A 24,853-nucleotide genomic window follows, 5' to 3' on the forward strand; every position below is an offset into this window, starting at 1 on the left:
AAGAGAAGAGCGTGGATGCCCGTGACGAGCACGGGCATGACGGGCAGGGGGGCGCGCGATGTGTTGGGGCGCGGTGTTGGGGTGCGCTGTGCTGGCCGGCCTGTGTCTGGCGGCAGGCGGCGCTCAGGTCTTGTCGGCGCCGTCGAACAGATGTCCGGCGACTTCGGTGAAGCTTGGGGCGGGCAAAGCGTTGAAGGGCATGGGGCGGCAGACGTCGATGGCGGCGAGGCCGACGCGGGCGGTGAGCATGCCGTTGAGCACGCCCTCGCCGAGCCGGGCCGAGACACGGGCGGCGAGGCCGAGGCCCATGGCCTGCTGGATGATGCCGTCGCCCGCGGCGACGCCGCCGGTCACCGCCAGATGCGCCGCCACATTCTTGCCGAGCCGGACAAAGCCCAGCACGCCCGGGCGGCCGCCATAGATGCTGGCGATGCGGCGCACCAGGGTGAATGAGGCGTAGAGCACGAAAGCCGCGTCGACCAGGGCACGCGGGCTGACCGCGGTGACCAGCGACACCTGTTTGGCGGCGCGCGCCACCGCCTGGCGGGCGCGGCGGTCGAGCGGCGTCATCAGTTCACGTTCGGCGATGGCCAGCCGGTCCTGGCCGTCGATGATGTCATCGGTAATGGCGGCGAGCGCCGCCCGGGCCCGGGCGGTGTCGGCCCGGCGCACATAGAGCGCGTCGAGGTCGCTGACCACGGCCCGCGCCGCGCGGTCGCTATTGGCGGCGTGGGCTTCGGCGACGCTCTGGCGCAGGCGCTCGATCTTGCGCTCGCGCAACACGCCCAGCGCCTCGCGCGTCAGAATGCCGAGCAGGGCGAGGCCGGCGACAACCGCCAGCGCGAGCGCCGCCCAGCCGAGCGCCGGGTTGATCTCGAACAGCCGCCGCGCCAGATCGTCGATCCGCAAACCTATGCCAAACACCGCAAGCCCGCCGAGGGCCGACAGCAACAGGCCAAGCCACGGCGCGCGCCGGCGCGGCGCAGGCTCGGCGATGGCCGTGGGCGCGTCGACAATGTCGCCGGCCTCTTCGGCCACCACCACCCGGGCGGCGGGCGCATGGGCGATGGCTTCCTCCCTGACGGTGGCTACATCCTCGGCGTCGAGGCGGAAGGCTCTGGGTCGGTTGCTCATGGTCGGGCCGCTCTCATGCTCCGGGGTTGGTGGGCGCCCTTGCGGCGGATCAGCAGACGCCGTGAGCCCATTCAGGTCAGGCCGCGAAGATGTTGACGCATCCGCGACCTGAAACGCTCAACCAGGATGCGATGATGCTGACGCATCCGCATCCTGGATTGCTCAGGCGCCGCACGGGCTTGACCAAAGTGCGATGAGTCGTGCTCACCGCACTTTGGTATCAGTCGCCGCACGGGCTTGGTCGGCGCCTGATGAGCCTTGCTCATCGGGTTCTGGCGTCAGGCCAGCCGGTCGGCGAGCAGGAATTCCAGCGCCCGGTCGAGCCGGATATGCGGCATGGCGTGCAGCCGGCCGGCGGCGTCGAGGCTGGGCGGCGGCGGGCGAAAGCGCGGAAAACGCAGGGAGCCTGGCGTCACCGCGCCTTCAAACACCGCCTCGGCCCGCTCGGGCAGTTCGCCAGGGAAGATCGCCGCCTCGCTGAGGCCATCGAATTCCTCGCCGTCGATGATCTCGCCGGCTTCAGGCGTACCGGCGATGGCCGGCAATTTGGCGCCGCCCTCGCGCACCATCACCTCGCGGGTGGCGCGCACCGAGGCCAGCGCCACCGTGCCGACCATGGCGCCGGCGCCTTCGGTGCGGCGCATGGCGCGGTCAACCAGCAGGCGCAGGATGGCTTCGAGCCGGGCGTGGCCCGACTGGTGCAGATGGTCGGCCTTGGTGGCGGCGAACAGCACCCGGTCAATGCGCGGCATGAAGATGCGCGAGGCGATGGAATTGCGCCCGGCGCGGAACGACAGCAGCACCCGGTCGATGGCGGTTTCCAGTTCGGCCAGCGCCGCAGGTCCGCGATCCAGCGCCGCCAGCACGTCGACCAGCACCAGCTGGCGGTCGAGGCGGGAGAAATGGTCGCGGAAGAACGGGCCGATGACGCGCGACTTATAGGCCTCGAAGCGCCGCTCCATCAGCGCTCCGAGCGAGCCGGGGGCAGGCGCCGCGCCCTTGAGGTCGAGCGGGGAAAAGGTGAGGGCGGGTGAGCCGGCGAGGTCGCCTGGCATGAGGAAACGGCCTGGCGGCGTCGTCGCCACCGCCTCGGGGCCGGCGCGTAGCAACGCCAGATAGGTCTTGAACACGTCAGAGACCTTTTCCGCCCTGGCCTCGTCGGCCGGCGCCGTTGCGTCGTCCTCGGCCAGCGCCGAAAGCCACGGGCCGGCGATCACCGTGCGATCGATGCGGCGGGCGGCGCTGATGGTTTCGCGGGCCCAGTCGGCGTAGCTCTGGTCGAGCAGGGCGAGGTCGGTGAGCCATTCGCCTGGATAATCCACCACGTCGATATTGAGCGTGGCCGGTCCCTTGCGCCAGCCGGCGGCGCGCTCATAGTCGATGGCGAGGCGCAATTCGGCGATGCGATTGGTCGATTGGGGCCAGCGTCGCTCTGCGCCAGTCATCGCCTCCAGATAGCTCTCATAAGGGAAGCGCGGCACGTCGTCGTCGGGTTGGTGCACGAGCCGGGCCTTGCGGATGCGGCCCTCGGCCGCCGCGCGGAACACCGGCATCGGCGTCACCGCCAGCAGATGGTGCACCATGGCGGTGGTGAACACGGTCTTGCCCGAGCGGGACAGGCCGGTGACGCCAAGGCGGACCCCAGGCTGCACGGCGCTGAGGGCGAAATCGGCGGCGTTGCGCACCGCATCGAAGGCCTGGGTAAATACCGATCCGCTCAAACCACCGCCCCTTCATCGCCCTTGCATCGCCCCTGCATCGCCTCGACAACGCCCGGCAGCCCGCTCGCGCCACCATGTTCTCGTCGCCAGCATTCTCGGCGAGGCGCCGCCAGACCCGAAATACTTGCCCCAAAGCCATATTCGGCAAGAGCGCAGGCTCCAGGTACACACACGCCAATAACGCATGCCCCTGAAGCCATTGCCCAAAAAGCGCGGGCCCCAGAAGGCTGACCCCAGAAGACTGACCCAGACGCGTTTGCCTCACGGAGCACTTGCCCCGGCAAAGCTCGCCGCGACACGCCAGTTTAGATTCGTCCGTCCGGCGGCGCCCAGTGCAGGCATTCGGGGGCCGCCTGTTCCAGGCCTACACGCGCCATAACCGCCCATCCGCCCCTCAGTTGCCTGCCCACGCCGGGCGACATCTGCCCCGACAATATAGGCTGGCGTCATCAGTTTGCCAGGCGCGCCATGTGGCATGCGTCGCTAGAGGTCTGCTCCGGCGCCACGGCCCGGGGGTCGAGATGGGAGGCACGCCGTTGCGGAGCCACGCGCTTGTGAGCGCGGGACAAGTGCTTGTGTGCGCAGGGAGCAAGCGCTTCGCGCAGGGCGTACATGTGGCTGGCGTCGTCGCACGGTTGGCGTACCAGGTCAGCCTTTGGGAGTAGTCAATGACGCCGCAGGCACTCCAAAGTCATCTCCGGAGCCTGGATTGCGTGCAGGCGCGCTCCATCCCGTGACGTCGCCATTGGACGTTTGTGGCGCGCGGCGGAATAGCAGAACCCGATGAGCATGACAGATCGGGTCCCGGTTAAGCCCGTGCGGCGCCTGCGCATTTCAGGACGCGGATGCGTCAGCATCTGCGCATCCTGGTATAAGCCGCCGCTCGCGCGTCGCTCACGCCGCGCCAATTTGGGGTGCATGCATGTGGCCACTCAGCAGCTTCTCGCCTTACCTGTTTTACATTTACCCGGGAAGCGCCCGTATGGGCTACCTGGGCCCGCCATTGGCCGGGCAGGTCCCCGAGGCGGCGCTGCCGCCTTTCTCTGGCGCGGTGGTCTGGCTAAGCCCTGATTACAGCTGGAGTTTTTGCCTGTCTGGCGAGGCACCGCACCGCACCTTGACGGTGCACGTCCATGGCCAGCAGAGCCTGTACGAGACCCCATACTGCCCGCGCATGCACGGCAGTGGCGTCGACGTGGCGACTTTTGCCGCCGTCATCAACCAGATCAGGGCCAGGTTCGGCGCCTTCAACTGCCTCTCCCTGGTGGCGTGCTTCCTCGGCTATGGCGGCGAACGGAGCTTTGCGGCGCGGCTGTCGGCCGCGATGCCAGGCTTCACGGTTCTGGCGGCGACAGGGCCGGTCTATACCCTCCCCATGCAGAGCCTCGCAGTGGGCTGGGCGCAGCGGCCGGAGTGGCGACAAGCCTTGCCGGTGGGCGTCGACAAAGCGATAACCCGCGCCGTTCTGCTGGGCGGGACATTGCTATGCGCCAACAGCGGCGGCCGGTTTTTCGAAGAAGGCGTGGTGTGGGAAACCTACCGGGCGGGGCGGCGGACAGCGCCGGGCGAGATTGGCGCCGCCTCAGCCCCAACGCTTCCGGCGCGCCCGTTCGCCGGCGCCATGGAATATTTCGGCCGCGGCGGCGCGGCGCAATTCGGCTAGCCAGCGCGAGGGCCGCGCACTGCAGCAACGGCTCCGCTGACGCGCCCGCACGCGCCATAACTTCGGCGGCAGCGCCTCCGGGACCAAAGAGGCGCCTGGCCCATGATCAATGCACACAACGGCGACGGATCAGTCGTCGGTGTTCTCAGCCTCGCCTTCGAGGGAGCGTGGGGTGACAAAGCGGTCGAGGCGTCCGGTGCGCGGCGCGATCTCGGCCCAGCTGGCCACATCGAAGTCGATGACGGCGAGGCCGCTTGTGGGATATTTTTGGGACAGCCGGGCATAGGCATAGCGATCGCCATGGCTGATCAGGCTGAGAGCGAGCTCCTCGAGGCCAGGATTGTGGCCAACGAGCAGCAGTGTACGCGCCTGATGGTCGTTCTGGATGACAAACATCAGGTCTTCGACGCTGGCCTCATAGATGCGCGGCTCAAATTGCTCGGCGAAGCGCTCGGTGGGCGAACTTGCCGCTAGCGCGCCCTTCACCAGCTCCCAGGTCTGGCGGGTGCGGGTGGCCGGCGAGCACAGGGTGAGATCAGGCAGCAGGTTCTCCTGCGCCAGATATGCGCCCATGCGCGGCGCGGCGCGCCGACCACGTTCAGCCAGCGGGCGGTCGCGATCGGCGACATTGTCGGGCCAGGCGGCCTTTGCGTGGCGCAGCAATATCAGGCGCAGCATGGCGCGCTCCCTCACTCAGCATTCTGGCGGCATGACGCGCCCTTGTGGCGCGCGCTGGCGACGCGTGGTTGTGACAAGCCCTTCCAGGCGCTTTGCTGGCGCATCTTCGGGGCCTCACTTCTGGCAGACGAAAGTTAAGGGCAAATGTCGACATGAGTCTTGCCCAAACGGCCGTTCAACAGCATGAATACGCCAACTGTCGCTGTCCCTGGGAGGAAAATCCAAATGAGAAGTTACCGTCTGGCCGAGTTTGGCGCTCCCCTGGAGACCGTAGACACCCCGACCCCGACGCCTGAGGGCAAGCAGGTTCTGCTGAAGGTCAAGGCCTCCGGCGTCTGCCACAGCGACATCCATATCTGGGAAGGCAGCTACGACCTCGGCGGCGGTCGCAAAATGGCGATGAAGGGCATTCCGCTGCCGCTGACCATGGGCCATGAGACGGTGGGCGAAGTGGTCGCCGTGGGCCCCGAGGCCGAGGGCGTCAAGGTGGGCGAGACCCGCCTCGTGTTCCCGTGGATCGGCTGCGGCAAGTGCAGCATCTGCGCGGCGGGCGACGAGCATCTGTGCAACCGGCCGCTGGCGCTGGGCGTGACCTGCGACGGCGGCTACGCTGATCACATCGTCGTCTCCGACCCGAAGTATCTCATCGACATCACCGGCGTCGCCGAGGATGTGGCCGCGCCTTACGCCTGCTCGGGCCTGACCACCTATAGCGCGCTGAAGAAGTTCAGCGACTTCCTCACCACCGATCCGATCCTGATCCTCGGCGCCGGTGGCCTCGGCCTGATGGCGCTGACCCTGCTCAAGGCGATGAACGCCAGGGGCGCGGTGGTGGTCGATATCGACCCGGCCAAGCGTGAGGCGGCGGTCGCCGCTGGCGCCATCGCCGCTGTCGATCCGACCGCCCCCGACGCGGTCAAGCAGATCATGTCGGCGGCTGGCGGCGGGGTGCGCGGCGCGCTCGACCTGGTCGGCAACACCGCCACCACCCAGCTCGGCTTCGACGCCCTCGGCAAGGGCGGCAAGCTGGTGATCGTCGGCCTGTTCGGCGGCCAGGCCAGCTGGTCGCTGCCGATGTTCCCGATCAAGGCGGCGACGGTGCAGGGCTCCTTCGTCGGCAGCCTTGCCGAGCTGCATGAGCTGATCGATCTGGTGAAGGGCGGCCAGGTTCCGGCCGTGCCGCTGATCCACCGTCCGCTGGCCGAGGTGGCCGCCACGCTGGAAGATCTGCGCCTTGGCCGCATCGTCGGCCGCGCCGTGCTGACGCCCTGAGCGAGCGGCGAAGCTGTTGGTGTTATCGGAGGCGGCGCAGCGATGCGCCGCCTTTGGCGTTTTATGGTTGGTACAAAAAGGCGGAGGCTGATGTCGGCGATACGCGCCGAAGGTAGCGCCTGATATAGCCAGGGCAGTTAGCGTCGTCGCCCCACCCCTTCGGGGCATTGCGATGTGACCGGCATCCTGCTGTGATCCACCTGACGTCGCCGGGCGATCTGGCGGCAGCAGGTTGCGTATATTGGGCGATGTGGAGGCAATACAGCGCCCGCCTTGTCAGGCGCGATCACCATCTAGCCACGCGCCGGCGAAAGAGGCGGTTCGCTGCATCACCCGTCCGCGTCCGGGGCGTTACAGTTACAGGACGATGCACTAAGATGTGATTCGGGCGCAGGCTGGGACAGCCGCGCTATTGCCTGTTTCAGGTCGCCGTCGCCTTCTGGCGCGGCCGGGAGTGATGCAGGGGGAGGACATGGCGCGCACGCCAACTGGCGCCGGCGCAGGACAGGCGGAGGGGATGGCGCCCTCCACTGGACCATATCGCGCGGCCCGCACTCGGTCTAAAACGCCGCGTCGCAGCGGCGGAATGGGGGTGGCGCCCGACGCCGCTCGTGTTGGCGCCCCTGTTGGCGCGGCGTTGGCATTGCTGGTGGCGGCGCTGTCGGTTAGCCCCGCTGTCGCTGGCGGCCCCCACGGCGTCACCCAGCCATCGCAACTCTTCGCACAGCACACGCCTGAGCCAGGCTTCAGCGCCGGCCCGATGGCGCAACCTCTGGCCAGCCGGCCCGGCGGACAATTGGGGCCAGCGGGCGCCAGCGTTGATCGCGATATGGAGGCGTTAATCGCCGCCACGCGCGCCGCCGCTTCTTCGGCGATCACCACCGCCGACAGCATGGGCATGGCCAATGACAGGCTGACCGGCATCCTGTCGCGCGTCGACCGCATCGAGCAGCGGGTGCGCCGCCATGACCATAATGCGCCCCGCTCGGGTTCCGGCCTGCACAATTCCGGCTGGCGCTGAGGCGCAGACGGTTTTTGCCGCCGCATAGGACGTCATGCGTTGCGCCTTCCGCCGCCGAACCTTGCCGCCGCCGAACCTTGCCTCCGCCGAACCCTGCAGCCGCCGCACGCCCTGCGCCGCCGACGTCATCTCAAGCCGTCAGCCCGGCCAACCCACATCCTGGCCAGGTCTTCAGCGCCTTTCGTTAACCTGGCTGCCGACCTTAACCCTGCACATGCCGCTGGGGCGGCGCGCTGGCATTGCCCTTGAGGGGCGTTTCGGGGCACATGCTAGCCATTGCCCGTGCGTGATGATTCAGCGGGGTGAGCCTGCGTCGTTCCGCGACGCGCATTGGCTGGAAGCAGGCGTGACCGTCCGGACGCTGCGCCGTAATGGTCAGGGAGGTCTCTGCTCAGGGACCTTGCTGGTCAAGGACTGGCGACAGGGGCGGGGCGAGGGCGCCGTTCCCACGGTGAGACTGATCGGGCATGCTGTTTAATTCTTTTGTTTTCCTGCTGCTGTTCCTGCCGTTCTCGCTCGCCGTGCACTGGCTCGCCGAACGCTATTGGCCGCATTGGCGGTTGCTGGCGCTGTTGCTGCTGTCCTTTGCTTTTTACAGTTATTGGGACTGGCGGTTTGCGCCCTTGCTGGCGGCCTCGATCCTGCTCAACTGGGCGCTGGCCCAGGTGTTCTGCAAGGCGCGGCTCGGCTGGCTGATCACTTTGGCGATCTGCGTCAACCTGTTCGTGCTCGGCGTGTTCAAATACGCCGGCTTCTTCGCCAGCCTGGTTCCTGGGCTGGACGCCAGCAGCCTGGACCTGCTCGGCGCGGGCCTCGCCTTGCCGCTGGGCATTTCGTTCTTCACCTTCCACCACGTGATGTATCTGGTGGATCTGCGCGCTGGCCGCGCGCCCCAGGTCGGGCTGGTGAAATATGGCCTGTATATCGCCTTCTTCCCCCAGGTGCTGGCCGGTCCGCTGGTGCGTTGGAGCGAGATCCTGCACCAGTTCGACCAGCCAGCCTACGCCCGGCCCGACGCGGCGGAGCGTTTCGGGCGCGGCCTGTTGCTGTTGTGTGTTGGCCTCGCCAAGAAGGTGCTGATCGGCGATCCGCTGGCCGAATATGTCACGCCCGTATTCCAGCTCGCCGCCGATGGCGGGGTCATCACCATGGCCCAGGCCTGGCAGGCGATGCTGGCCTTCACCTTCCAGATCTATTTCGACTTCTCCGGCTACACCGACATGGCGCTTGGCATTGCGCTGATGTTTGGCGTGGTGTTGCCGCAGAACTTCGAGACGCCCTATCGCGCCCTGTCGTTGCAGGATTTCTGGCGGCGCTGGCACATGACGCTGTCGCGCTTCCTGCGTGATTATCTCTACATCCCGCTCGGGGGAAACCGCCATGGCCTGCCGGTGCAGGTCATGGCGTTGTTCGCCACCATGGCCCTTGGCGGCCTGTGGCACGGCGCCGGCATGACCTTCGTGGTGTGGGGCGCGGCCCATGGCGCGGCCCTTGGCATAGGTCTGCTGTGGCGTCGGGCCGGGCTGCCGATGCCGCCCGTGCTCGGCTGGGCGCTGACCTTCCTGTTCGTCGCCGTCACCTTCGTGCTGTTCCGCGCCGCCAGCTTTGACGCAGCTATGCGCATCTATGAGGGCATGGTCGGCCTGAGCGGCTTTGGCGGCGGCTTCAAGTGGCGCGCCATCGCCATCGCAGCAGCGTTCGCCATGATTGGCCCCACCGCCTGGGTGGCGGTGCACAAGGCGCCGCCGTCCCGCGCCCTCGCCGTGGTCAGCGCCATTTTGTTCACCCTGATCCTGTTCAAGATTGGCGATGATGCGAACTATGAGTTCATCTACTTCCAGTTCTGAACCGGATGAGGCGGCGAAGAGGCAGGCCGCGGACAGATGGCGCAGCTTTTCGCTCTGCTTCGTCGGCGCGGCGATGGCGGCCCTGGTGGCCGCCGGCGCGGCGCTGTTTGCGCTGGAGCCCTATGACACGGGACGGCACGCCATGCCGCGTCAGGGCGCCGGCGATGGCCCGGCGTGGCGGCTCAATGTCAGCCGGGCTGCTGACCCTGCGTTCAATGCGGCGGTGATCGGCAATTCGCGCGCCCAGATGCTGGAGCCAGCGGTGCTGGACGCCGGAACTGGCCTTCGCTTCGTCAATCTGAGCATCCCGGGGATGACGCCGGTGGAGAAGCGGCTGCTGGCGCTGACCTTCCTGCGCGCCCACCCGGCGCCGCGCGCGCTGGTGCTTGGTCTCGATGAGTGGTGGTGTCGGCCCAGGCAGCAGGGCAGTGCGCAATTTCCAGCCTGGCTCTATGCTGACAATGCGTGGGACTATGCCGTCGGTCTGATGCGCATGCAGACGCTGGAGATGACGTCGCGGCGTATCGACTATCTGATGGGGCGCGTCGCGCCCATGCGGGCCGACGGCTACGATGATTACACCAGCCACTACGCCGCCTTAACCGGCGCCGGGCGGGCCCAGCAGCGCATGCAGACAGCCGCCCGGCCGCAAGCGAGCGACAACCCCGCGCATGCGTTCCCGGCTGTCGCCATCTTGCAGCAGATATTGCAGGCGCTGCCCGCAGAGACCCCGGTGGTGTTGATGTGGCCGCCGCGCCATATCTCGGCGCAACCTGCGCCAGGCTCCGCCGCCGAACGCAGCTTCGCCGCCTGCCGGGCGGCGCTGGATGGGGCGGCGACATCACGCCCGCGCGTCGCAGTGGTCGACTGGGGCGGCGACACCAGCATCAACCGCGAGCCGCGGCATTTTCACGACGAAACCCATTATGTGAGGGCGGTCGCCGATCAATTGGGCGGCGCTGTCGCCAGCGCCGTGGCCGGCCTGCTCAGGCCCGCCCGCTGATCGGCGCACATCACCCTGGTCGCACAACCCCTGGTCGCACATCCCCCTGGTCGCACAGCGCATCTGGCCAGTCGCTGTCGCCAGCGCTGCGTGCGAAAGCCCCGGCTCAAGCTGTGGCGATTCGCGCCGCGAAGCCTGTGACAGGCTTGAGCTTTTCCATGGCAGGCCGTGTGACCTGCACTGTGGACGCCGCCATAAGCCAAGGCGCACAACGGAAAAACGTCTGGCTGTCATTTGTTATGACGTATGTGGCGCGCGATGCGTTGTCGTGCCGTCATCGAGCGTCTATACAGCCTGCCACCTATCGCCCCGTGGCGCTGGTTTCCATTAGCCGGCGACGTGCAGAACACGGGCCCAGAAGAGAGTATCGGTTATGGCGAATGCGACGATTTCTGCAGAGTACCGGCCATCCGAAGACGAGCCATTCATGGGGGAGCGTCAACGCGAGTATTTCCGCCGGAAGCTGCACGCCTGGAAAGAGGAAATTCTGAGGGAGAGCCGCGAAACCCTGGCGACCCTGCAGAAGGAAAACGAGAACCATCCGGACGTGGCGGACCGGGCTTCTTCGGAAACGGATCGGGCGATCGAACTGCGGGCCCGCGACCGTCAGCGCAAGCTGATCTCCAAGATCGACGACGCCCTGCAGCGCATCGATGACGGCACCTATGGCTATTGCGAAGAGACCGGCGAGCCAATCTCGCTCAAGCGCCTTGAAGCCCGCCCCATCGCCACCCTGTCGCTGGAAGCTCAGGAGCGGCACGAGCGCAACGAACGCGTGCATCGCGACGACTGACGCCCGTAGCCGGTGGGCGTGGCCCTTCGGGCGCCGGTCAAGCGCTGTCGGCGGCTGCGCCTTGCAGGGCGCGGATGTGTCAGCTGCATCTCGTCCCGGCAAGAGGCGCCACGCTGGCGCAAGAGGCGGCACGCTGGCGCAAAGAGGCGGCACGCTGGCGATGAACTCTGGAGAGGCTTGGGGCGGCGCGACATGGGATGCCGACGCCCCTGACTGACCCGACGCGCGCAGGGGGGCTTGGGTCTCTGACAGGCGACATCAACGCAAAAAGGCCGGAGCGCGCGCTCCGGCCTTTTTTGTTCATCTAGGGGCTGCGGGCCAGACGCGCCGACGGCCAGCGTCATGTAGCGCTGGCGAGCTGGCGTCGCGCCGCCCGCGGCGCTCAGCCCTTGCGCGGCGGGGCGCGGCCGAGAAGACGGGCGAACTCGGCCTCAATGGCCTCCGGCGAAAGGGGGTCGAGCGCCGCCTTCTCATCCTTGTCGCTGCCCGACGCAGCCGCCTTGTCGGGGGCGGGCGCCGCCGCGGCTGGCGTCGCCGTCGCAGTGGCCGTCGATGCGGCGGCTCTTGCTGGAGGTGCGCTTGCGGAGGAGGGGCTGGCTTCAGGCGCCTTCGACGCGGCTGGCGGCTGGGTGGGAGCCGTCTGCGCAGTCGCCGTCTGGGCGGTGGGCTTGGCCGCCGGAGCCGGCATGTCGAAGGACAGCTCTGGCAATTCGACCTTGGACACGGGCTTGTCGCTAGCAGCTGACGCCCCGCCTTCCGGCTTCGTCGCGCCAGCTGGCTGGGTGGGCTGGGCTGCTGTCGTCGCGGCCTTCACCGTGTCGCCTGCGGCGGGCGCCGTCGCGGCAGGCTTGTCGGCCGGCGCCGCCTCAGACGTGGGCGTGGCGGCGCCTTCTGCGGCCTCCTGCTCCGGCTGCCGCCGCACGGAGGGGCGCAGACCGGCAAGGTCGAGACGCAGCGACGCAAGGGACGGACCAGCGCGCGGCGCCGGCGCCTCTTCTGCCGGAGCGCTCGCTGCCTCAGGCTGTGGCTCCTGGCGAGCTGGCGCAGGCTTGGCCGGTTCAGCGGTTGGGGCGGCGACCTTGCTGGCGGCATTGTTCGCGGCGGCGTCCGGGGTCGACAGACGCAGCGCGTCCTGGAGCTGGCGCTCCATGTCATTGAGCACGCGGCTGTCGACAGCCGGACGGGGTGCGGCCTCTGACGTTGCTGCCTGGCTGGTTGCCTGGCTGGCTGGTTGGCTCGCGGCGGGGCTGGCGGTAGCTGGAGCCTGCGGGCGCTGCGGCGCAGGGGATGTTGCTGCGGGCGCCTGCGGGGCCATGGTCGGGGTGGCCAGCGAGCGCGGCGTCGCATTTGACGGGGCGCCTGCAGCGGACGAAGGGGCGCCAGCCTGAGCCGCCGCCTGGGCGCGGGCGAGCCCTGCGGCAGGGCCAGCTGCCGGCGGACGCACGCCAGCGGGCGGCGTCATCGGCCGGCCGGGCTGCGGGGCCAACGGCCGCGAGCCAAAGCCCGGGGCCGGACGCATGGGCTGCTGCGGCTGGGGTGGGCGGACCGGAGCAGCGGGCGTCGTCGCGCCAGGCGCATTTGCTCCAGCGACGTTCGCGGTCGGGGCAGCCGCCGGTGCGGGCGCCAGGCCCTGGCCTGGCTGCGGCAGGCCGCCAACGGACGGCGCCGGGCGCCCCTGCGGCGCGCTTGCAGCGAATTGCTGGCCAGCAGGCTGTGCAGGGCCAGAGGCCGGAACGGGGGCGCTGGCCTGGGGGGGCGGAGCCGCCGCCGGCCGTGCTGCGGGCACAGCTTGCGGCGCGGGCATGGTCGTTGGCTGTGGCCCGGCGGCTGGCGGTGCGACAGGCTGCGCGACCGGCGGCGTGACGGGAGCGGGGCGGACCAGATTGTCGACGCTGGGCAGCCGCGATTCCGCGCGTGGCTCCGGCGCCTTCGGCGGCTGTGGACGCGTGTCCTCGCTGCGGCCTTCTGGCTTGCCGGGCGCGTCCGCCGCGTCGGCGTCGGCGTCGGCGCCGCTGAAGGCCGGGTTGCGGGCGCTCTGGCCGCGGATGATGGCGCTCTCGATCACCACGTCGGAGGCGCCGCCAATCATCACCAGATGTTCAACGTGATCGCGGCGGACCAGCACGAGCTGGCGCTGGTCATCGAGATCGTAAACATCGACCACGCCGAGCCGGGGCTGGCGCGATCGCGGCCCCTGGGCGGCGGCCCGCTTCCGCCCGGAAGTGATGCGCCGCAGCACGAAAGCAAGGATCATCACCACGACGAGGATGGCGACGAAGGCTAACAGGAATTGCGCGGCGTTAGTCATTTCTTATCCGGACGTCGGTTGCTCGGTGAATGCTGACGCAAACCCATTCGGCCCATGCGACAACAGACTTGAGGCGCATTTTTCATGATCAGGGTTAATCGACGGTTGACAGGGCGGCAACCGCGTTTTGATTCCCAACCGGAGAAACGTGAACCTTTCAGCAGTCTTCTTTGGTTAGCCTGGCGCACATGCGCTGGAAAATGGCCATGTCGGGGATATGGTCCGCGCCATGTCGATTTTTCGTCGCGCGCCGCGCCTGGATGCGCGGAAGCCATGACATGACGGGCCCCACCTATCCGGTCGCACCGGCGGCGCCGGTCAGAGTGCTGGCCGTCTGAGACGTTTTCATGCGTTCCGGCGGCGCAACGGCTAGTGTAATGGACGCGGCTCTCCGGATTCACGCCGGGTGTGCGTCAAAGAATAACCGGTGACAGGTTGTCCATGAGAAAGTCAGCGCCAGATTTGGCCCGCGCCCGCGCTCTGGCGGCGTGTGATGACGCTCCCGCCGGAGCGGACATGGCGCAGCGCGAGGCGCCGCAGCCCTGGCGCCGTTACGGCGGCGTCGCCGCGCCCTTGCTGCTGTTCTCCATCTGCTTCATCGGCGCCGGCCTGTGGCTGTCGACGCTGGCCCCGGACCATGCCCGCCCGCTGGTGCTGGGCCTGCTGGGCCTGCTCGCCGTGGTGGGCATCTTCGCGCTGTTTGGCTTCGCCGTGGGCTTTTTCCAGATGGCGCGCGGCGTCTCCCGTCCGACGCGGCTGGCGCGGGCCATTGTCGACGGCGCGGTCGCCGGCCAGGCGGTGGTCGACGCCCATGGCGACGTCGTCTGGTGCAATCGCGCATGGCGGGCGCTGGTGGGCGGCGATGAATTTCGCCCGGCGACCCTCGACCGCGCCACCGCCCATGCGCCGGAAATCAGCGAGGCGCTGTACCGGCTGGCGCAGACAGCGCGCGGCGGCGCGCCGGCCCACGACGAGATGCGGTTTCCGCAGGCCGCGGCCGGCCCCTTCGCGGCTGGCGGCTGGCGACGCGTCGAGGTTCGGCTGTTGGGTGAGGGCCGCAAGGCGCCGCTACTGTGGACGATCACCGACATCACCGCCGACCGCGAGCGTCAGGAACGGGTGTTTCAGGAACTGCAGCACGCCATCAATTTTCTCGACCAGGCCCCGGCCGGCTTCATGTCGATCGAGAGCGACGGCAGCATCGGCTATATGAACGCCACGCTGGCGGATTGGCTCGGTCACGATCTGGCCAGCGCCGGCGCCGGCGGCGTCACGCTGGCCGATCTCGCCTCCAGAGGCGTCAGCGCCCAGATCATGGCGGCCCGCAACGCCGATGGCAAAAGCGACGTGTTTGACATCGATCTCAGGCGGCGCGATGGCCACATGCTGCCGGTGCGGGTCATCCATCGCGCCCCGACCGACCCCAACGGCGTGGCGCTGCCGTCGCGTACGCTGGTGCTCAATCGCGCCACCGGGCCCGCCGCTTCGGAAGGCCTGCGCCAGGCGGAAGTGCGCTTCGCCCGCTTCTTCAACAACACCCCGGTGGCGATCGCCACCATCGCCGCCGACGGGCGGGTGATTGGCTGCAACGCCTCCTTCGTCCGCCTGTTCGCCCAGGACGCCGTGGAGAAAAGCGCCGTGGCGCTGGTGGCCGAGAAGGATGCGCCGCGGCTTGAGGCGGCCTTGCGCGCCGCCAGCAACCAGGAGGAGGCGGCGCCATTTGAGGCGCATCTGGCCGGCGAGGGCGGCAAGTCGGCGCGGTTTTATGTCAGCGGCGTTGATGACGGCGAGGGCGATGACGAGACCGCCATTATCTATGCGCTCGACACCACCGAGCAGCGGGCGCTGGAGGCCCAGTTCGCCCAGGCGCAAAAGATGAACGCCGTGGGCCAACTGGCCGGCGGTGTGGCCCATGACTTCAACAATGTGCTGCAGGCGATCATCGGCTTTAGCGAATTGTTGCTGGCCAAGCACCGGCCGACCGATCCGTCCTTCCAGGACATCATGCAGATCAAGAGCAACGCCAACCGGGCGGCGGCGCTGGTGCGGCATCTGCTGGCGTTCTCGCGGCGGCAGACGCTGCGGCCGCAGGTGGTGATGGTCGGCGATGTGCTGGCCGACGTGTCGCTGCTGCTCAAGCGCCTGCTCGGCGAGCGGGTCGATCTCGACGTGCACCACGGGCGCGACATCTGGCCGGTGAAGGCCGACATCAACCAGTTCGAACAGGTGATCATGAATCTGGCGGTGAACGCCCGTGACGCCATGCCAGACGGCGGCCAGGTGTCGATCCGCACCAGCAATGTCACCGCCGCCGAATCGCGCCGCTATGATGAGAGCATGCCCGCCGCCGATTATGTGATGATCGAGGTGTCTGACACCGGCGTCGGCATGCCGCCTGAGGTGATGTCGCAGATCTTCGAGCCGTTCTTCACCACCAAGGACGTGGGCAAGGGGACGGGCCTCGGGCTGTCGACGGTCTATGGCATCGTCAAGCAGACCGACGGCTATATTCTGTGCGAGAGCGAGGTCGGCAAGGGCGCGACCTTCCGCATTTTCCTGCCGCGTCACATCGAGGAAGCGCGGCCCGAGGCGTCAGGCCCCAGCGTGGCGGCCAGTCGCCGGCCGGCGGCGGACCTCACCGGACGCGGCGTCATTCTGCTGGTGGAGGATGAGGAGGCGGTGCGGGCCTTTGCGTCGCGCGCCCTGACCACGCGCGGTTACACCGTGCTTGAGGCGGCATCCGGCGTTGAGGCGATCCAGCTGCTCGAAGAGCGCGATGAGCCGGTTGATCTGGTGGTGTCTGATGTGGTGATGCCGGAGATGGACGGCCCGTCGCTGCTGCGTGAAATGCGGGCGCGGGGCGTTGGGGCCCGTATCGTTTTCGTCTCTGGCTATGCCGAAGACGCCTTCCGCAAGAACCTGCCGGAAGGGGAGACCTTCGTGTTCCTGCCCAAGCCGTTCAGCCTCAAGCAGTTGATCGAGGCGGTGAAGGCGCAGATGGGCTGAGCTGGGGCGCGTCCACAGTGCACGGCGCAGCGACGCCAGGCCTGGCGCCTGTCGCCGTGCAGGCAAGATGAAACGGGCGTAGGGGCCCGATCCGCCTGGAATCGCAGCCCATAAAGCCGCGAGACGGGGGCCAATGGCGGCGAGCCGCGCCGTGCCTGTTGATGGCGTGTCCGGGCGAGAGAAATCCGTTTGTTGTCAAAACGGATATGAGAACAAAAAAAGAACTTGCACCATGGAACAAATGAGGTACAAACAACACATTGAAGCTGCCCGACGCCTCATGCCATAAGGAACAGGACAATGTCGCCACCCGCGCTCAAGCTCGTTGAAGGTTCCTCCATGGACAAGACAAAGGCGCTCGATGCAGCGCTTTCCCAGATCGAACGTTCGTTCGGCAAGGGTTCGATCATGCGCCTCGGCAAGAATGATCGGCCGGTCGAAATTGAGACGGTCTCGACGGGGTCGATCGGGCTGGATATTGCGCTGGGCGTCGGCGGTCTGCCGCGCGGGCGCATTATCGAGGTCTATGGTCCGGAATCGTCGGGCAAGACCACGCTGACCCTGCACACCATCGCCGAAGCGCAGAAGAAGGGCGGCGTCTGCGCATTCGTCGACGCGGAGCATGCGCTTGATCCGGTTTACGCCCGCAAGCTGGGCGTCAAGCTGGATGATCTGCTGATCTCGCAGCCGGATACTGGCGAGCAGGCGCTGGAGATCGCCGACACGCTGGTGCGCTCGGGCGCCATCGACGTGCTGGTTATCGACTCGGTGGCGGCGCTGACGCCACGCGCTGAAATCGAAGGCGAAATGGGTGAGGTGCAGCCTGGTCTGCAGGCCCGGCTGATGAGCCAGGCGCTGCGCAAGCTTACCGGCTCGATTTCGCGCTCCAACACCATGGTCATCTTCATCAACCAGATCCGCATGAAGATCGGCGTGATGTATGGCTCGCCCGAGACCACGACTGGCGGCAACGCGCTGAAGTTCTATGCCTCGGTGCGCCTCGACATCCGCCGCACTGGCGCGATCAAGGATCGCGATGAGGTCACCGGCAACTCCACCCGCGTCAAGGTGGTGAAGAACAAGGTGGCGCCGCCGTTCAAGCAGGTCGAATTCGACATCATGTATGGCGAGGGCATCTCCAAGCTCGGCGAACTGATCGACCTTGGCGTCAAGGGCGGCATCGTCGAGAAATCCGGCGCCTGGTTCTCTTACGATAGCCAGCGGCTGGGGCAGGGGCGTGAGAACGCCAAGAATTTCCTGCGCCAGAATCCGGAGGTCGCCGACCGTATCGAGGCGTCGATCCGCCAGAACGCTGGCCTCCTGGCGGAGCGGATCCTCGACAATATTGAGCCGACGGCCGATGACCTTGATGAAGGTCAGGCCTGAGCGCAGCGAAAAGTTCCCCAAGGGCGGCCCCACGGCCGCCCTTGGTGTTTCAGGCATTGGCCGCACGTCTGCTGTGGCGATGAGCCGGCGCTATCGTCTGTGCGGCGCGCATCGGGATTGATCCAGGGGCCGGCGTCAGATGGCTTGAGACCAGATGGCGATGTCAGGCGGGCGGCTCCTCTGGGCGGCAGGTCTGAACGGACGTCGCCGGGCCACAGGTTTGCAATCTCGACAAGGTCGCTTCGCCTCACTAGAAGACGTGTGCTGAAGGGGCGGCGACCGGTCGTCCCGTATCTGTCCGAGTGCGTGTTTGCGATGAGCGGCGTCAACGAAATTCGATCGACCTTCCTCGATTACTTTGCCAGGAACGGCCATGAAGTCGTGCCGTCGGCTCCGCTCGTGCCGCGGAACGACCCGACGCTGATGTTTACGAACGCTGGCATGGTGCCGTTCAAGAACGTCTTCACCGGCGCCGAGAAGCGGCCTTACGTCCGCGCCACCTCATCGCAGAAGTGCGTGCGCGCCGGCGGCAAGCACAACGACCTCGATAATGTCGGCTATACCGCCCGCCATCACACCTTCTTTGAGATGTTGGGTAATTTCTCGTTTGGCGATTATTTCAAGGAAAACGCCATCGAGCTGGCGTGGAATCTGGTCACCAAGGAATATGGCCTGCCGCAGGAAAAACTGCTGGTCACGGTCTATTCCGAGGATGACGAGGCGCACGCCCTGTGGCGCAAGATCGCCGGGCTGCCCGACAGCAAGATTATTCGCATTCCCACCTCCGACAATTTCTGGATGATGGGCGACACTGGCCCGTGCGGCCCGTGCTCCGAGATCTTCTACGACCATGGTGACCATATCGCTGGCGGCCCTCCTGGCAGCCCGGATGAGGATGGCGATCGCTTCATCGAGATCTGGAACCTGGTGTTCATGCAGTTCGACCAGATCGCCCCTGGCGAGCGGCTGAACCTGCCGCGGCCGTCGATCGACACAGGCATGGGTCTGGAGCGGATTTCGGCGGTGCTGCAGGGCACCCACGACAATTACGCCACCGACATGATGCGCGCGCTGATCATGGCCGTCGCCAATCTGACTGGCGTTGACCCGGATGGTCCGCAGGGCGTCAGCCACCGCGTCATCGCCGACCATTTGCGCGCCTGCTGCTTCCTGATCGCCGACGGCGTGCTGCCGTCGAACGAAGGTCGCGGCTATGTGCTGCGCCGCATCATGCGTCGCGCCATGCGCCATGGTCAGCTGCTTGGCGCGCGCGAGCCGCTGATGTGGCGGCTGTTCCCGGCGCTGAAGCGGGAGATGGGCGAGGCTTTCCCGGAGTTGGGACGCGCCGAGGCGCTGATCACTGAGACGCTGCGGCTCGAAGAAGTTCGCTTCCGCCGCACGCTGGAGCGTGGCCTCGCGATCCTCGAAGACGAATCCCGCGAGCTGGCCGCTGGCGACCGTCTGAATGGCGAGACGGCCTTTACGCTTTACGACACCTATGGCTTCCCGCTTGACTTGACCCAGGACGCCCTGCGCGCCCGTGGCGTCGGCGTCGACACCGAGGCGTTCGACGCGGCGATGAAGCGCCAGCGCGAGCTGGCCCGGGCCAATTGGGCGGGTTCGGGCGAAGCGGCGACCGATCGCGTCTGGTTCGGCGTCAAGGAGCGGGTCGGGGCCACCGAGTTCCTCGGCTATGACACGGAGCAGGCCGAGGGCAGCATCACCGCGATTGTGCGCGACGGCGCCGAGGTTGAGGTCGCCAACGCCGGCGAGACCGTGCAGCTGGTGGTCAATCAGACGCCATTCTATGGCGAGTCCGGCGGTCAGGTCGGTGACGAGGGCGTGATTCTTGCCCCAGGCCTGCGTGGCCGCGTCACTGGGACCAGCAAGAAGCTCGGCGATGTGTTTGTGCACGAAGTCGTGGTCGAGGAGGGCGCGCTGCGTCCTGGCCAGGCGGTCGAGCTCAGGGTTGATCACACCCGGCGCCGCGCTATCCGCGCCAACCATTCAGCGACCCACCTGTTGCATGAGGCGCTGCGTCTGGTGCTGGGCGACCATGTCGCCCAGAAGGGCTCGCTGGTGACGCCGGAGCGGCTGCGGTTCGACATCAGCCATCCCAAGCCGGTCACCGGCGAGGAACTGGCGCGGGTCGCCGATATCGCCAATGACGTGATCGTGCAGAATGCGCCGGTCATCACCCGTCTGATGGCTGTCGATGAGGCGATTGAGTCCGGCGCCCGCGCCCTGTTCGGCGAGAAATATGGCGACGAGGTCCGCGTGGTCTCCATGGGCAAGACCCAGGACGATGGCGGCAATCGTGATTTCTCGGTTGAATTGTGCGGCGGCACCCATGTGGAGCGCACCGGCGACATTGGTCTGGTCACTGTGGTCGCCGAGGCCGGCGTCGCCGCGGGCGTCCGCCGCATTGAGGCGCTGACCGGCGCGGCCGCCAGACACTATCTGGCGACGGAAAGCTCCCGTCTGCGCGACCTGGCCGCCATGCTGAAGACCCCGGCCGATGAAGCGGCGACCCGGCTGGAGAGCCTGCTCGAAGAGAAACGCAAGCTTGAGCGTGACCTTGCCGACGCCCGTAAGAAACTGGCGATGGGCGGCGGCGCGGCGGGCGAGGACCTGGTGCGCGAGGTCAATGGGGTGAAATTCTTCGCCCGCGCGGTCGCTGGCGTCGAGATGAAGGACCTCAAGGGTCTGGTTGATGACGCCAAGGCCAAGGTCGGCTCCGGCGTTGTGGCGCTGGTCAGTGTCGCTGACGACGGCAAGGCGGCGATCGTCGTTGGTGTGACCAAGGATCTGGTCAGCCGCTTCGACGCGGTCAGCCTGGTGCGCGCTGGCTCTGCGGCGCTCGGCGGCAAGGGCGGCGGCGGCCGTCCGGATATGGCCCAGGCCGGTGGTCCTGATGGGGCCGCAGCTGACGCCGCGCTGAAGGCGGTCGAGGCGGGGCTCGCTGCCTGAGGCGATGCGCATCGCCGCGCTCGCTGAGCCTACCTCCGCGCCCGCTCTGCTTATACTCCGTCATGCCCGCGCTTGTCGCGGGCATCCACGGTGTCGCTGGCGGCCTGGCGTTCTGTTATGGACCGCGCAGGGCTCTACTCGGGCGCCAAGCTCCGCGTGGGGTTACAGATGCCCGCGCGGCTCGATAACGCGTGGATGCCCGCGACAAGCGCGGGCATGACGGCTCAAATTGGGCCGCTCACGTTTGATGAGTAACGTTGGCTTGCTTGCAAGGGGGGCCGCACGAAGTACGGATCACGTCGGCGCGCGGTGCGCCTGTTCAGACGTGATGGTGGGCGAGCGAAGGTGCGATTCACAAAGGGCCTGGATGGCGTTATCCAGGCCCTTTGTTTGCTTTCGGTCGGCCTTGAGTGCCGGGGGTAATTATTGCCCGCGCCGCCCATGCCCCCTGGGCTGCATGGATTAGGGGCCGTGGGGCGAAATTGCCGCAACAGCAGCTGATAGCGCAACAATCGCTCTTGTACCCAGACAGTTAACTTGTCGCGCGGGGGCGCCTAGGGCCACCCCAGCACGCCGCACAACTCCAGTAACAAGCGACTAGCGCCGCACCGCCCGCCCGATGGCGATCAGGATACAGGCGCCGATGAAGCCCGCGATCAGATAGCCGATCCAGCCGCCCAGCGCGACGCCGATCAGCCCGAGCAGCAGATTGGCGACTGCTGCGCCGACGATGCCGAGAATAATGTTAAGCAGGACGCCTGTGTCGCTCTTCATGAACATGGAGGCGAACCAGCCAGCAAATCCCCCCACGATGATCGCCGCGATCCATCCAATCTGTGCTGTTTCCATAACGGGCGCTCCTTTGTGATGCGGCCTGTCAACGCGCAATGGCTGCATTTGGTTGCATTATTTGCAGGCCATGCCGCAGTTTTGCGCCTTTATAGGGTGGCGTCCATCGCAACATGGCGACATAAGGCGGGCGGAGCGGCCTCAAACACCCGGATGTACGCCACGATTATTGTGGCGGCGGCGTCCTGCGAGATGAGCGCGGGCGCCTTCGTTGGTTTGCGCAGTGGCGTCGGTGCTTTAAACAGAAGTAGATTTGGCGTTCATTTCGCCCGTTCTGGCCGGGATCAAGGGGCAGGGCGTTTGCGGGGCGGTACGCCCCTGAGGCTGCAGCCGATCGGCTTGAGGGCGTGGCGCTCACTGGTCACAATTTGGCGCCTGGCCGCCTTTGGCCAGTCCTGAGGGCGAGATCTGGCGTTGCAGCGGCGTTGCGCTGTTTTGGCGGCGCGCTTCGCGGCGTTCGCGGGGCGGGTGATTCCGTCTGCCGCACAGGAGAGGAAGCGAACGGCATGTTGAAGCTGATAGCAGGACTGGCGTTGTTTCTCGCCGCACATGCGCCGGCTATGGCGCGCGGCTTGCGCGGTCGATTGCAGGAGACGCTTGGCCCCATCGGCTATCGCATCGCCATCAGCGTTGTGGCGCTGGTCGGGCTGGTGCTGATTATCTGGGGCTTCGGCGATTATCGCGCCCAGGGCTATATCCAGCTGTGGGACCCGCCGGTGTGGACGAAGCACCTGGCGTTCCTGCTGATGGCGCCGGTGTTCGTGTTGCTGATCGCCGCCTATACGCCGGGGCATATCAAGGCCCGCATCGGTCATCCGATGTTCACGGCGGTCAAATTGTGGGCGCTGGCGCATCTTTTGGCCAATGGCGATCTCGGTGGCCTGCTGCTGTTCGGCGTGCTGCTGGCCTGGGCGGTGGCGGCGCGCATCGCCGCCAAGCGTCGTGGCGAGCGCGCTCAGGTGGCTAATCCGTCGTGGATCGCTGATGTGGCGGCGGTCGTGCTGGGTCTTGGCCTGTGGTGGCTGACCCTGACCCGTCTGCACACCATGCTCATTGGCGTGCCGCTGATCGGTTGACGGGCGCGCTTTTCGCTTCGTCCAGCACAGGCGCCGGCGCGGCCAGGGACTGCCTGGCCCAGGCCGGGCAGTTGGACAGGCGCCGTCGCATATGCTGAGGATGTATGGCTGATGCTGGCGCGTGCGATGCGTAGGCGCCGCTTCTTGCACATGGTCCAGGTCGGCGCCGCCGGGCGGCGTGTCGGCTGACGTCGTCGGAGCCAGAGCTTCAGGGCGATGCGCATGAGGCTCTGGCGCTCATGTGGTCGCAGGTTTCTTCGCGCATAAGCGGCCTTCACTTATGCGTTTCATGCTCTAGAGGCTGTATTCATGTCACTTCAGTCCGAAATCAAGCGCATCACGGCCCCGGATCTGCGGGCGCGCAAGGGCGGCGAGCCGATTGTGTCGCTCACCTCCTATCACGCGCATACGGCGGGCCTGCTCGACCGTTTCTGCGACATGATCCTGGTCGGCGATTCGCTTGGCATGGTCATGCACGGCCTGCCGTCGACCGTGCCAGTGACGCTCGACATGATGATCATGCAGGGCCTCGCGGTGATGCGCGGCTCGGAGCGGGCGCTGGTCACCGTCGACATGCCGTTTGGCTCCTATGAGGAGAGCCCGCAGCAGGCGTTCCGCTCCGCCTCGCGGGTGATCAAGGAGACCGGTTGCGGCGCAGTGAAGCTGGAAGGCGGACAACTGATGGCCGAGACGGTGCATTTCCTCACCCGTCGCGGCATTCCCGTGATCGGCCACATCGGCATGACGCCCCAGTCGATCAATACGTTCGGCTCGTTCCGGGCCCGGGGCCGCGATGAGGCGGACTGGCCGGAGATCCTCGCCGACGCCAAGGCGATCTCCGACGCCGGGGCCAGCGCCATCGTTGTCGAGGCGGTCGCCGAGCCGTTGGCGGCGCGGATCACCGCTGAAATCCCGACGCCGACCATCGGCATCGGCGCCTCCAACGCCTGCGACGGTCAGGTGCTGGTGCTCGAAGACATGCTGGGCCTGAGCCCGTGGGTGCCAAAATTCGTCAAGCGCTACGCCGATCTCGGCCCTGCCATCGCCAGCGCTGTCGAGGCCTATGCGGATGAGGTGCGGTCGCGCGCTTTCCCGGCCAAAGAGCACACCTATCCCAAAAAGGTCACCAAGGGCTGAGCCGGCGCAAGCCGCGCCTTGAGCCGCCGCTCTGCCACTCACGCATGGCGTCGGGCGTTTGATCTGGCGACCCCGGCTGAAGGCTGGGGTCGCTTCATATGTTGGTCTGTGTTAAGGCCACCTATCCAGTCTGGCTCAACCTCAACACCGGAACGCGACACCAGATGACCGACATCTTCCGCGAAATCGACGAAGACCTCCGGCGCGACCGCGCCGCCGATATCGTCCGCCGCTATGGCGGCGTCGCGGCTGGCGTGGCGCTGGTCATCATCCTCGGTGTCGGCGGCTGGCGGTTCATGGAATATCGCGCGACGCAGGCCGCCGCCGAGGCCGGGGTCCGCTTTGAACAGGCGGAGAAGCAGCTGGCCGACGCTGGCCAGGCCGCCGAAGGCGTCAAGGCGCTTGAGGCGCTGGCCGCCTCCGGCCCCGCGGGCTATCCGGCTCTGGCCCGTTTCCGGCTCGGCAGCCAGAAGGCGACCACGGACGCCCAGGCTGGCCTCGCCGCCTTCGACGCGCTGGCCGCCGATGCGTCGCTGGAGCAGGGGCTGCGCGATGTGGCGCGCATTCGCGCCGCCACCATCGCCGTCGACAGCGCCTCGCCCGAAGACATCGTCAAGCGCGTCGAGAGCCTGGCGACGCCCGCCAGCCAATGGCGCAATCAGGCGCGCGAGCTGATGGGCCTTGCCTGGATGAAGGCCGGCAAGCTTGCCGAGGCCGAGAAGCTGTTCGCCCAGATCGCCGTGGACGGCGAGGCGCCGCAGTCCCTGCGTCGCCGCGCGCAATTGTTCATGGAGCTGGCCGCCGCCGGCCCGGTGACCATCGCCCAACCCGCCGCCGTCGCGCCGACGCTGTCGACGCCTTCTGGCGCAACTCCCTCGCTGGCGACGCCATCCATGGCGGCTCCATCCATGGCGGCTCCTGGCGGCGTAATGCTCCCATCCCCATCCTCCGGCGCTGCGGCGCCGGCAACACAGAACTGACGCGCACAT

At 67.2% G+C, this 24,853-nt stretch carries 17 protein-coding genes; 12 read left to right on the forward strand and 5 right to left on the reverse strand.

All coding sequences use genetic code 11. The features are described from left to right. Nucleotides 1-123: 123 nt before the first annotated feature. Both AC6A67_RS00165 and AC6A67_RS00170 read right to left on the reverse strand, forming a co-directional pair. Nucleotides 124-1,134 carry a YcjF family protein gene (locus AC6A67_RS00165; protein ID WP_498034491.1) on the reverse strand — a complete coding sequence of 337 codons (1,011 nt, stop codon included), beginning with the start codon at nt 1,132-1,134 and terminating at the stop codon, nt 124-126. 278 nt (nt 1,135-1,412) lie between these two features. Then, nucleotides 1,413-2,819 (reverse strand): YcjX family GTP-binding protein, encoded by a 1,407-nt coding sequence (locus AC6A67_RS00170; RefSeq protein WP_498034536.1) that lies wholly within the window; start codon nt 2,817-2,819, stop codon nt 1,413-1,415. 958 nt (nt 2,820-3,777) lie between these two features. Between AC6A67_RS00170 and AC6A67_RS00175 the strand changes: the two genes are divergently transcribed. Next, entirely contained in the window at nt 3,778-4,518 is a 741-nt protein-coding gene (locus AC6A67_RS00175; protein ID WP_498034492.1) for a hypothetical protein, read from the forward strand. A gap of 129 nt (nt 4,519-4,647) precedes the next feature. Here the strand turns inward: AC6A67_RS00175 and AC6A67_RS00180 are convergent, their stop codons facing one another. After that, nucleotides 4,648-5,196: a SixA phosphatase family protein gene (locus tag AC6A67_RS00180; protein ID WP_498034493.1), complete on the reverse strand. Its 549-nt coding sequence runs from the start codon at nt 5,194-5,196 to the stop codon at nt 4,648-4,650. A 225-nt stretch (nt 5,197-5,421) separates the two neighbouring features. Here AC6A67_RS00180 and AC6A67_RS00185 point away from each other — a divergent pair, with 225 nt between their 5' ends. The 5 genes from AC6A67_RS00185 (at nt 5,422) to dksA (ending at nt 11,132) form a co-directional block, all read left to right on the forward strand. After that, the gene (locus tag AC6A67_RS00185; RefSeq protein ID WP_498034494.1) at nt 5,422-6,468 is read left to right on the forward strand and encodes an alcohol dehydrogenase; all 1,047 of its coding nucleotides are present in this window, start codon (nt 5,422-5,424) and stop codon (nt 6,466-6,468) included. Between the two features lie 637 nt (nt 6,469-7,105). Further along, nucleotides 7,106-7,489 (forward strand): hypothetical protein, encoded by a 384-nt coding sequence (locus AC6A67_RS00190; protein ID WP_498034495.1) that lies wholly within the window; start codon nt 7,106-7,108, stop codon nt 7,487-7,489. Between the two features lie 467 nt (nt 7,490-7,956). Continuing rightward, complete coding sequence (locus AC6A67_RS00195) at nt 7,957-9,336, forward strand: MBOAT family O-acyltransferase (protein WP_498034496.1); 1,380 nt, start codon at nt 7,957-7,959, stop codon at nt 9,334-9,336. Continuing rightward, on the forward strand, nt 9,311-10,339 hold the full coding sequence (locus tag AC6A67_RS00200) for a hypothetical protein (RefSeq protein ID WP_498034497.1): 1,029 nt from the start codon (nt 9,311-9,313) through the stop codon (nt 10,337-10,339). The genes AC6A67_RS00195 and AC6A67_RS00200 overlap by 26 nt, the downstream gene beginning before the upstream one ends. Before the next feature lie 373 nt (nt 10,340-10,712). Continuing rightward, entirely contained in the window at nt 10,713-11,132 is a 420-nt protein-coding gene (gene dksA, locus AC6A67_RS00205; protein ID WP_498034498.1) for an RNA polymerase-binding protein DksA, read from the forward strand. Nucleotides 11,133-11,514: 382 nt separating this feature from the next. Here dksA and AC6A67_RS00210 read toward each other — a convergent pair whose 3' ends face one another. Beyond that, nucleotides 11,515-13,440 (reverse strand): hypothetical protein, encoded by a 1,926-nt coding sequence (locus AC6A67_RS00210; protein ID WP_498034499.1) that lies wholly within the window; start codon nt 13,438-13,440, stop codon nt 11,515-11,517. Nucleotides 13,441-13,956: 516 nt separating this feature from the next. Here AC6A67_RS00210 and cckA point away from each other — a divergent pair. From cckA to alaS, 3 genes are all read left to right on the forward strand, one after another. After that, nucleotides 13,957-16,446: a cell cycle histidine kinase CckA gene (gene cckA / locus AC6A67_RS00215; protein ID WP_498034500.1), complete on the forward strand. Its 2,490-nt coding sequence runs from the start codon at nt 13,957-13,959 to the stop codon at nt 16,444-16,446. A gap of 300 nt (nt 16,447-16,746) precedes the next feature. Beyond that, entirely contained in the window at nt 16,747-17,832 is a 1,086-nt protein-coding gene (recA, locus tag AC6A67_RS00220) for a recombinase RecA (RefSeq protein ID WP_498034501.1), read from the forward strand. Nucleotides 17,833-18,147: 315 nt separating this feature from the next. Next, entirely contained in the window at nt 18,148-20,802 is a 2,655-nt protein-coding gene (gene alaS / locus AC6A67_RS00225; RefSeq protein ID WP_498034502.1) for an alanine--tRNA ligase, read from the forward strand. 597 nt (nt 20,803-21,399) lie between these two features. Here the strand turns inward: alaS and AC6A67_RS00230 are convergent. Next, entirely contained in the window at nt 21,400-21,651 is a 252-nt protein-coding gene (locus tag AC6A67_RS00230) for a GlsB/YeaQ/YmgE family stress response membrane protein (RefSeq protein ID WP_498034503.1), read from the reverse strand. Between the two features lie 506 nt (nt 21,652-22,157). Between AC6A67_RS00230 and AC6A67_RS00235 the strand changes: the two genes are divergently transcribed. The 3 genes from AC6A67_RS00235 (at nt 22,158) to AC6A67_RS00245 (ending at nt 24,844) form a co-directional block, all read left to right on the forward strand. Then, the gene (locus AC6A67_RS00235) at nt 22,158-22,727 is read left to right on the forward strand and encodes an NnrU family protein (protein WP_498034504.1); all 570 of its coding nucleotides are present in this window, start codon (nt 22,158-22,160) and stop codon (nt 22,725-22,727) included. Nucleotides 22,728-23,036: 309 nt separating this feature from the next. Then, the gene (gene panB, locus AC6A67_RS00240; RefSeq protein WP_498034506.1) at nt 23,037-23,864 is read left to right on the forward strand and encodes a 3-methyl-2-oxobutanoate hydroxymethyltransferase; all 828 of its coding nucleotides are present in this window, start codon (nt 23,037-23,039) and stop codon (nt 23,862-23,864) included. Between the two features lie 98 nt (nt 23,865-23,962). After that, nucleotides 23,963-24,844, forward strand: a complete 882-nt coding sequence (locus tag AC6A67_RS00245; RefSeq protein ID WP_498034507.1) for a tetratricopeptide repeat protein — start codon at nt 23,963-23,965, stop codon at nt 24,842-24,844. The last annotated feature ends 9 nt before the right edge of the window (nt 24,845-24,853 follow it).

Source organism: Camelimonas sp. FR25 (assembly GCF_059740505.1).

Excerpts from the sequence above, each read along its gene's own strand:
- AC6A67_RS00245 (WP_498034507.1), top strand. The coding sequence starts at position 23,963 with ATGTTGGTCTGTGTTAAGGCCACCTATCCAGTCTGGCTCAACCTCAAC.
- AC6A67_RS00175 (WP_498034492.1), top strand. The coding sequence starts at position 3,778 with ATGTGGCCACTCAGCAGCTTCTCGCCTTACCTGTTTTACATTTACCCG.
- AC6A67_RS00200 (WP_498034497.1), top strand. The coding sequence starts at position 9,311 with ATGAGTTCATCTACTTCCAGTTCTGAACCGGATGAGGCGGCGAAGAGG.
- dksA (WP_498034498.1), top strand. The coding sequence starts at position 10,713 with ATGGCGAATGCGACGATTTCTGCAGAGTACCGGCCATCCGAAGACGAG.
- AC6A67_RS00235 (WP_498034504.1), top strand. The coding sequence starts at position 22,158 with ATGTTGAAGCTGATAGCAGGACTGGCGTTGTTTCTCGCCGCACATGCG.
- AC6A67_RS00165 (WP_498034491.1), bottom strand. The coding sequence starts at position 1,134 with ATGAGCAACCGACCCAGAGCCTTCCGCCTCGACGCCGAGGATGTAGCC.
- recA (WP_498034501.1), top strand. The coding sequence starts at position 16,747 with ATGTCGCCACCCGCGCTCAAGCTCGTTGAAGGTTCCTCCATGGACAAG.
- alaS (WP_498034502.1), top strand. The coding sequence starts at position 18,148 with ATGAGCGGCGTCAACGAAATTCGATCGACCTTCCTCGATTACTTTGCC.
- AC6A67_RS00230 (WP_498034503.1), bottom strand. The coding sequence starts at position 21,651 with ATGGAAACAGCACAGATTGGATGGATCGCGGCGATCATCGTGGGGGGA.
- AC6A67_RS00185 (WP_498034494.1), top strand. The coding sequence starts at position 5,422 with ATGAGAAGTTACCGTCTGGCCGAGTTTGGCGCTCCCCTGGAGACCGTA.
- AC6A67_RS00195 (WP_498034496.1), top strand. The coding sequence starts at position 7,957 with ATGCTGTTTAATTCTTTTGTTTTCCTGCTGCTGTTCCTGCCGTTCTCG.
- panB (WP_498034506.1), top strand. The coding sequence starts at position 23,037 with ATGTCACTTCAGTCCGAAATCAAGCGCATCACGGCCCCGGATCTGCGG.
- AC6A67_RS00180 (WP_498034493.1), bottom strand. The coding sequence starts at position 5,196 with ATGCTGCGCCTGATATTGCTGCGCCACGCAAAGGCCGCCTGGCCCGAC.
- cckA (WP_498034500.1), top strand. The coding sequence starts at position 13,957 with ATGGCGCAGCGCGAGGCGCCGCAGCCCTGGCGCCGTTACGGCGGCGTC.
- AC6A67_RS00210 (WP_498034499.1), bottom strand. The coding sequence starts at position 13,440 with ATGACTAACGCCGCGCAATTCCTGTTAGCCTTCGTCGCCATCCTCGTC.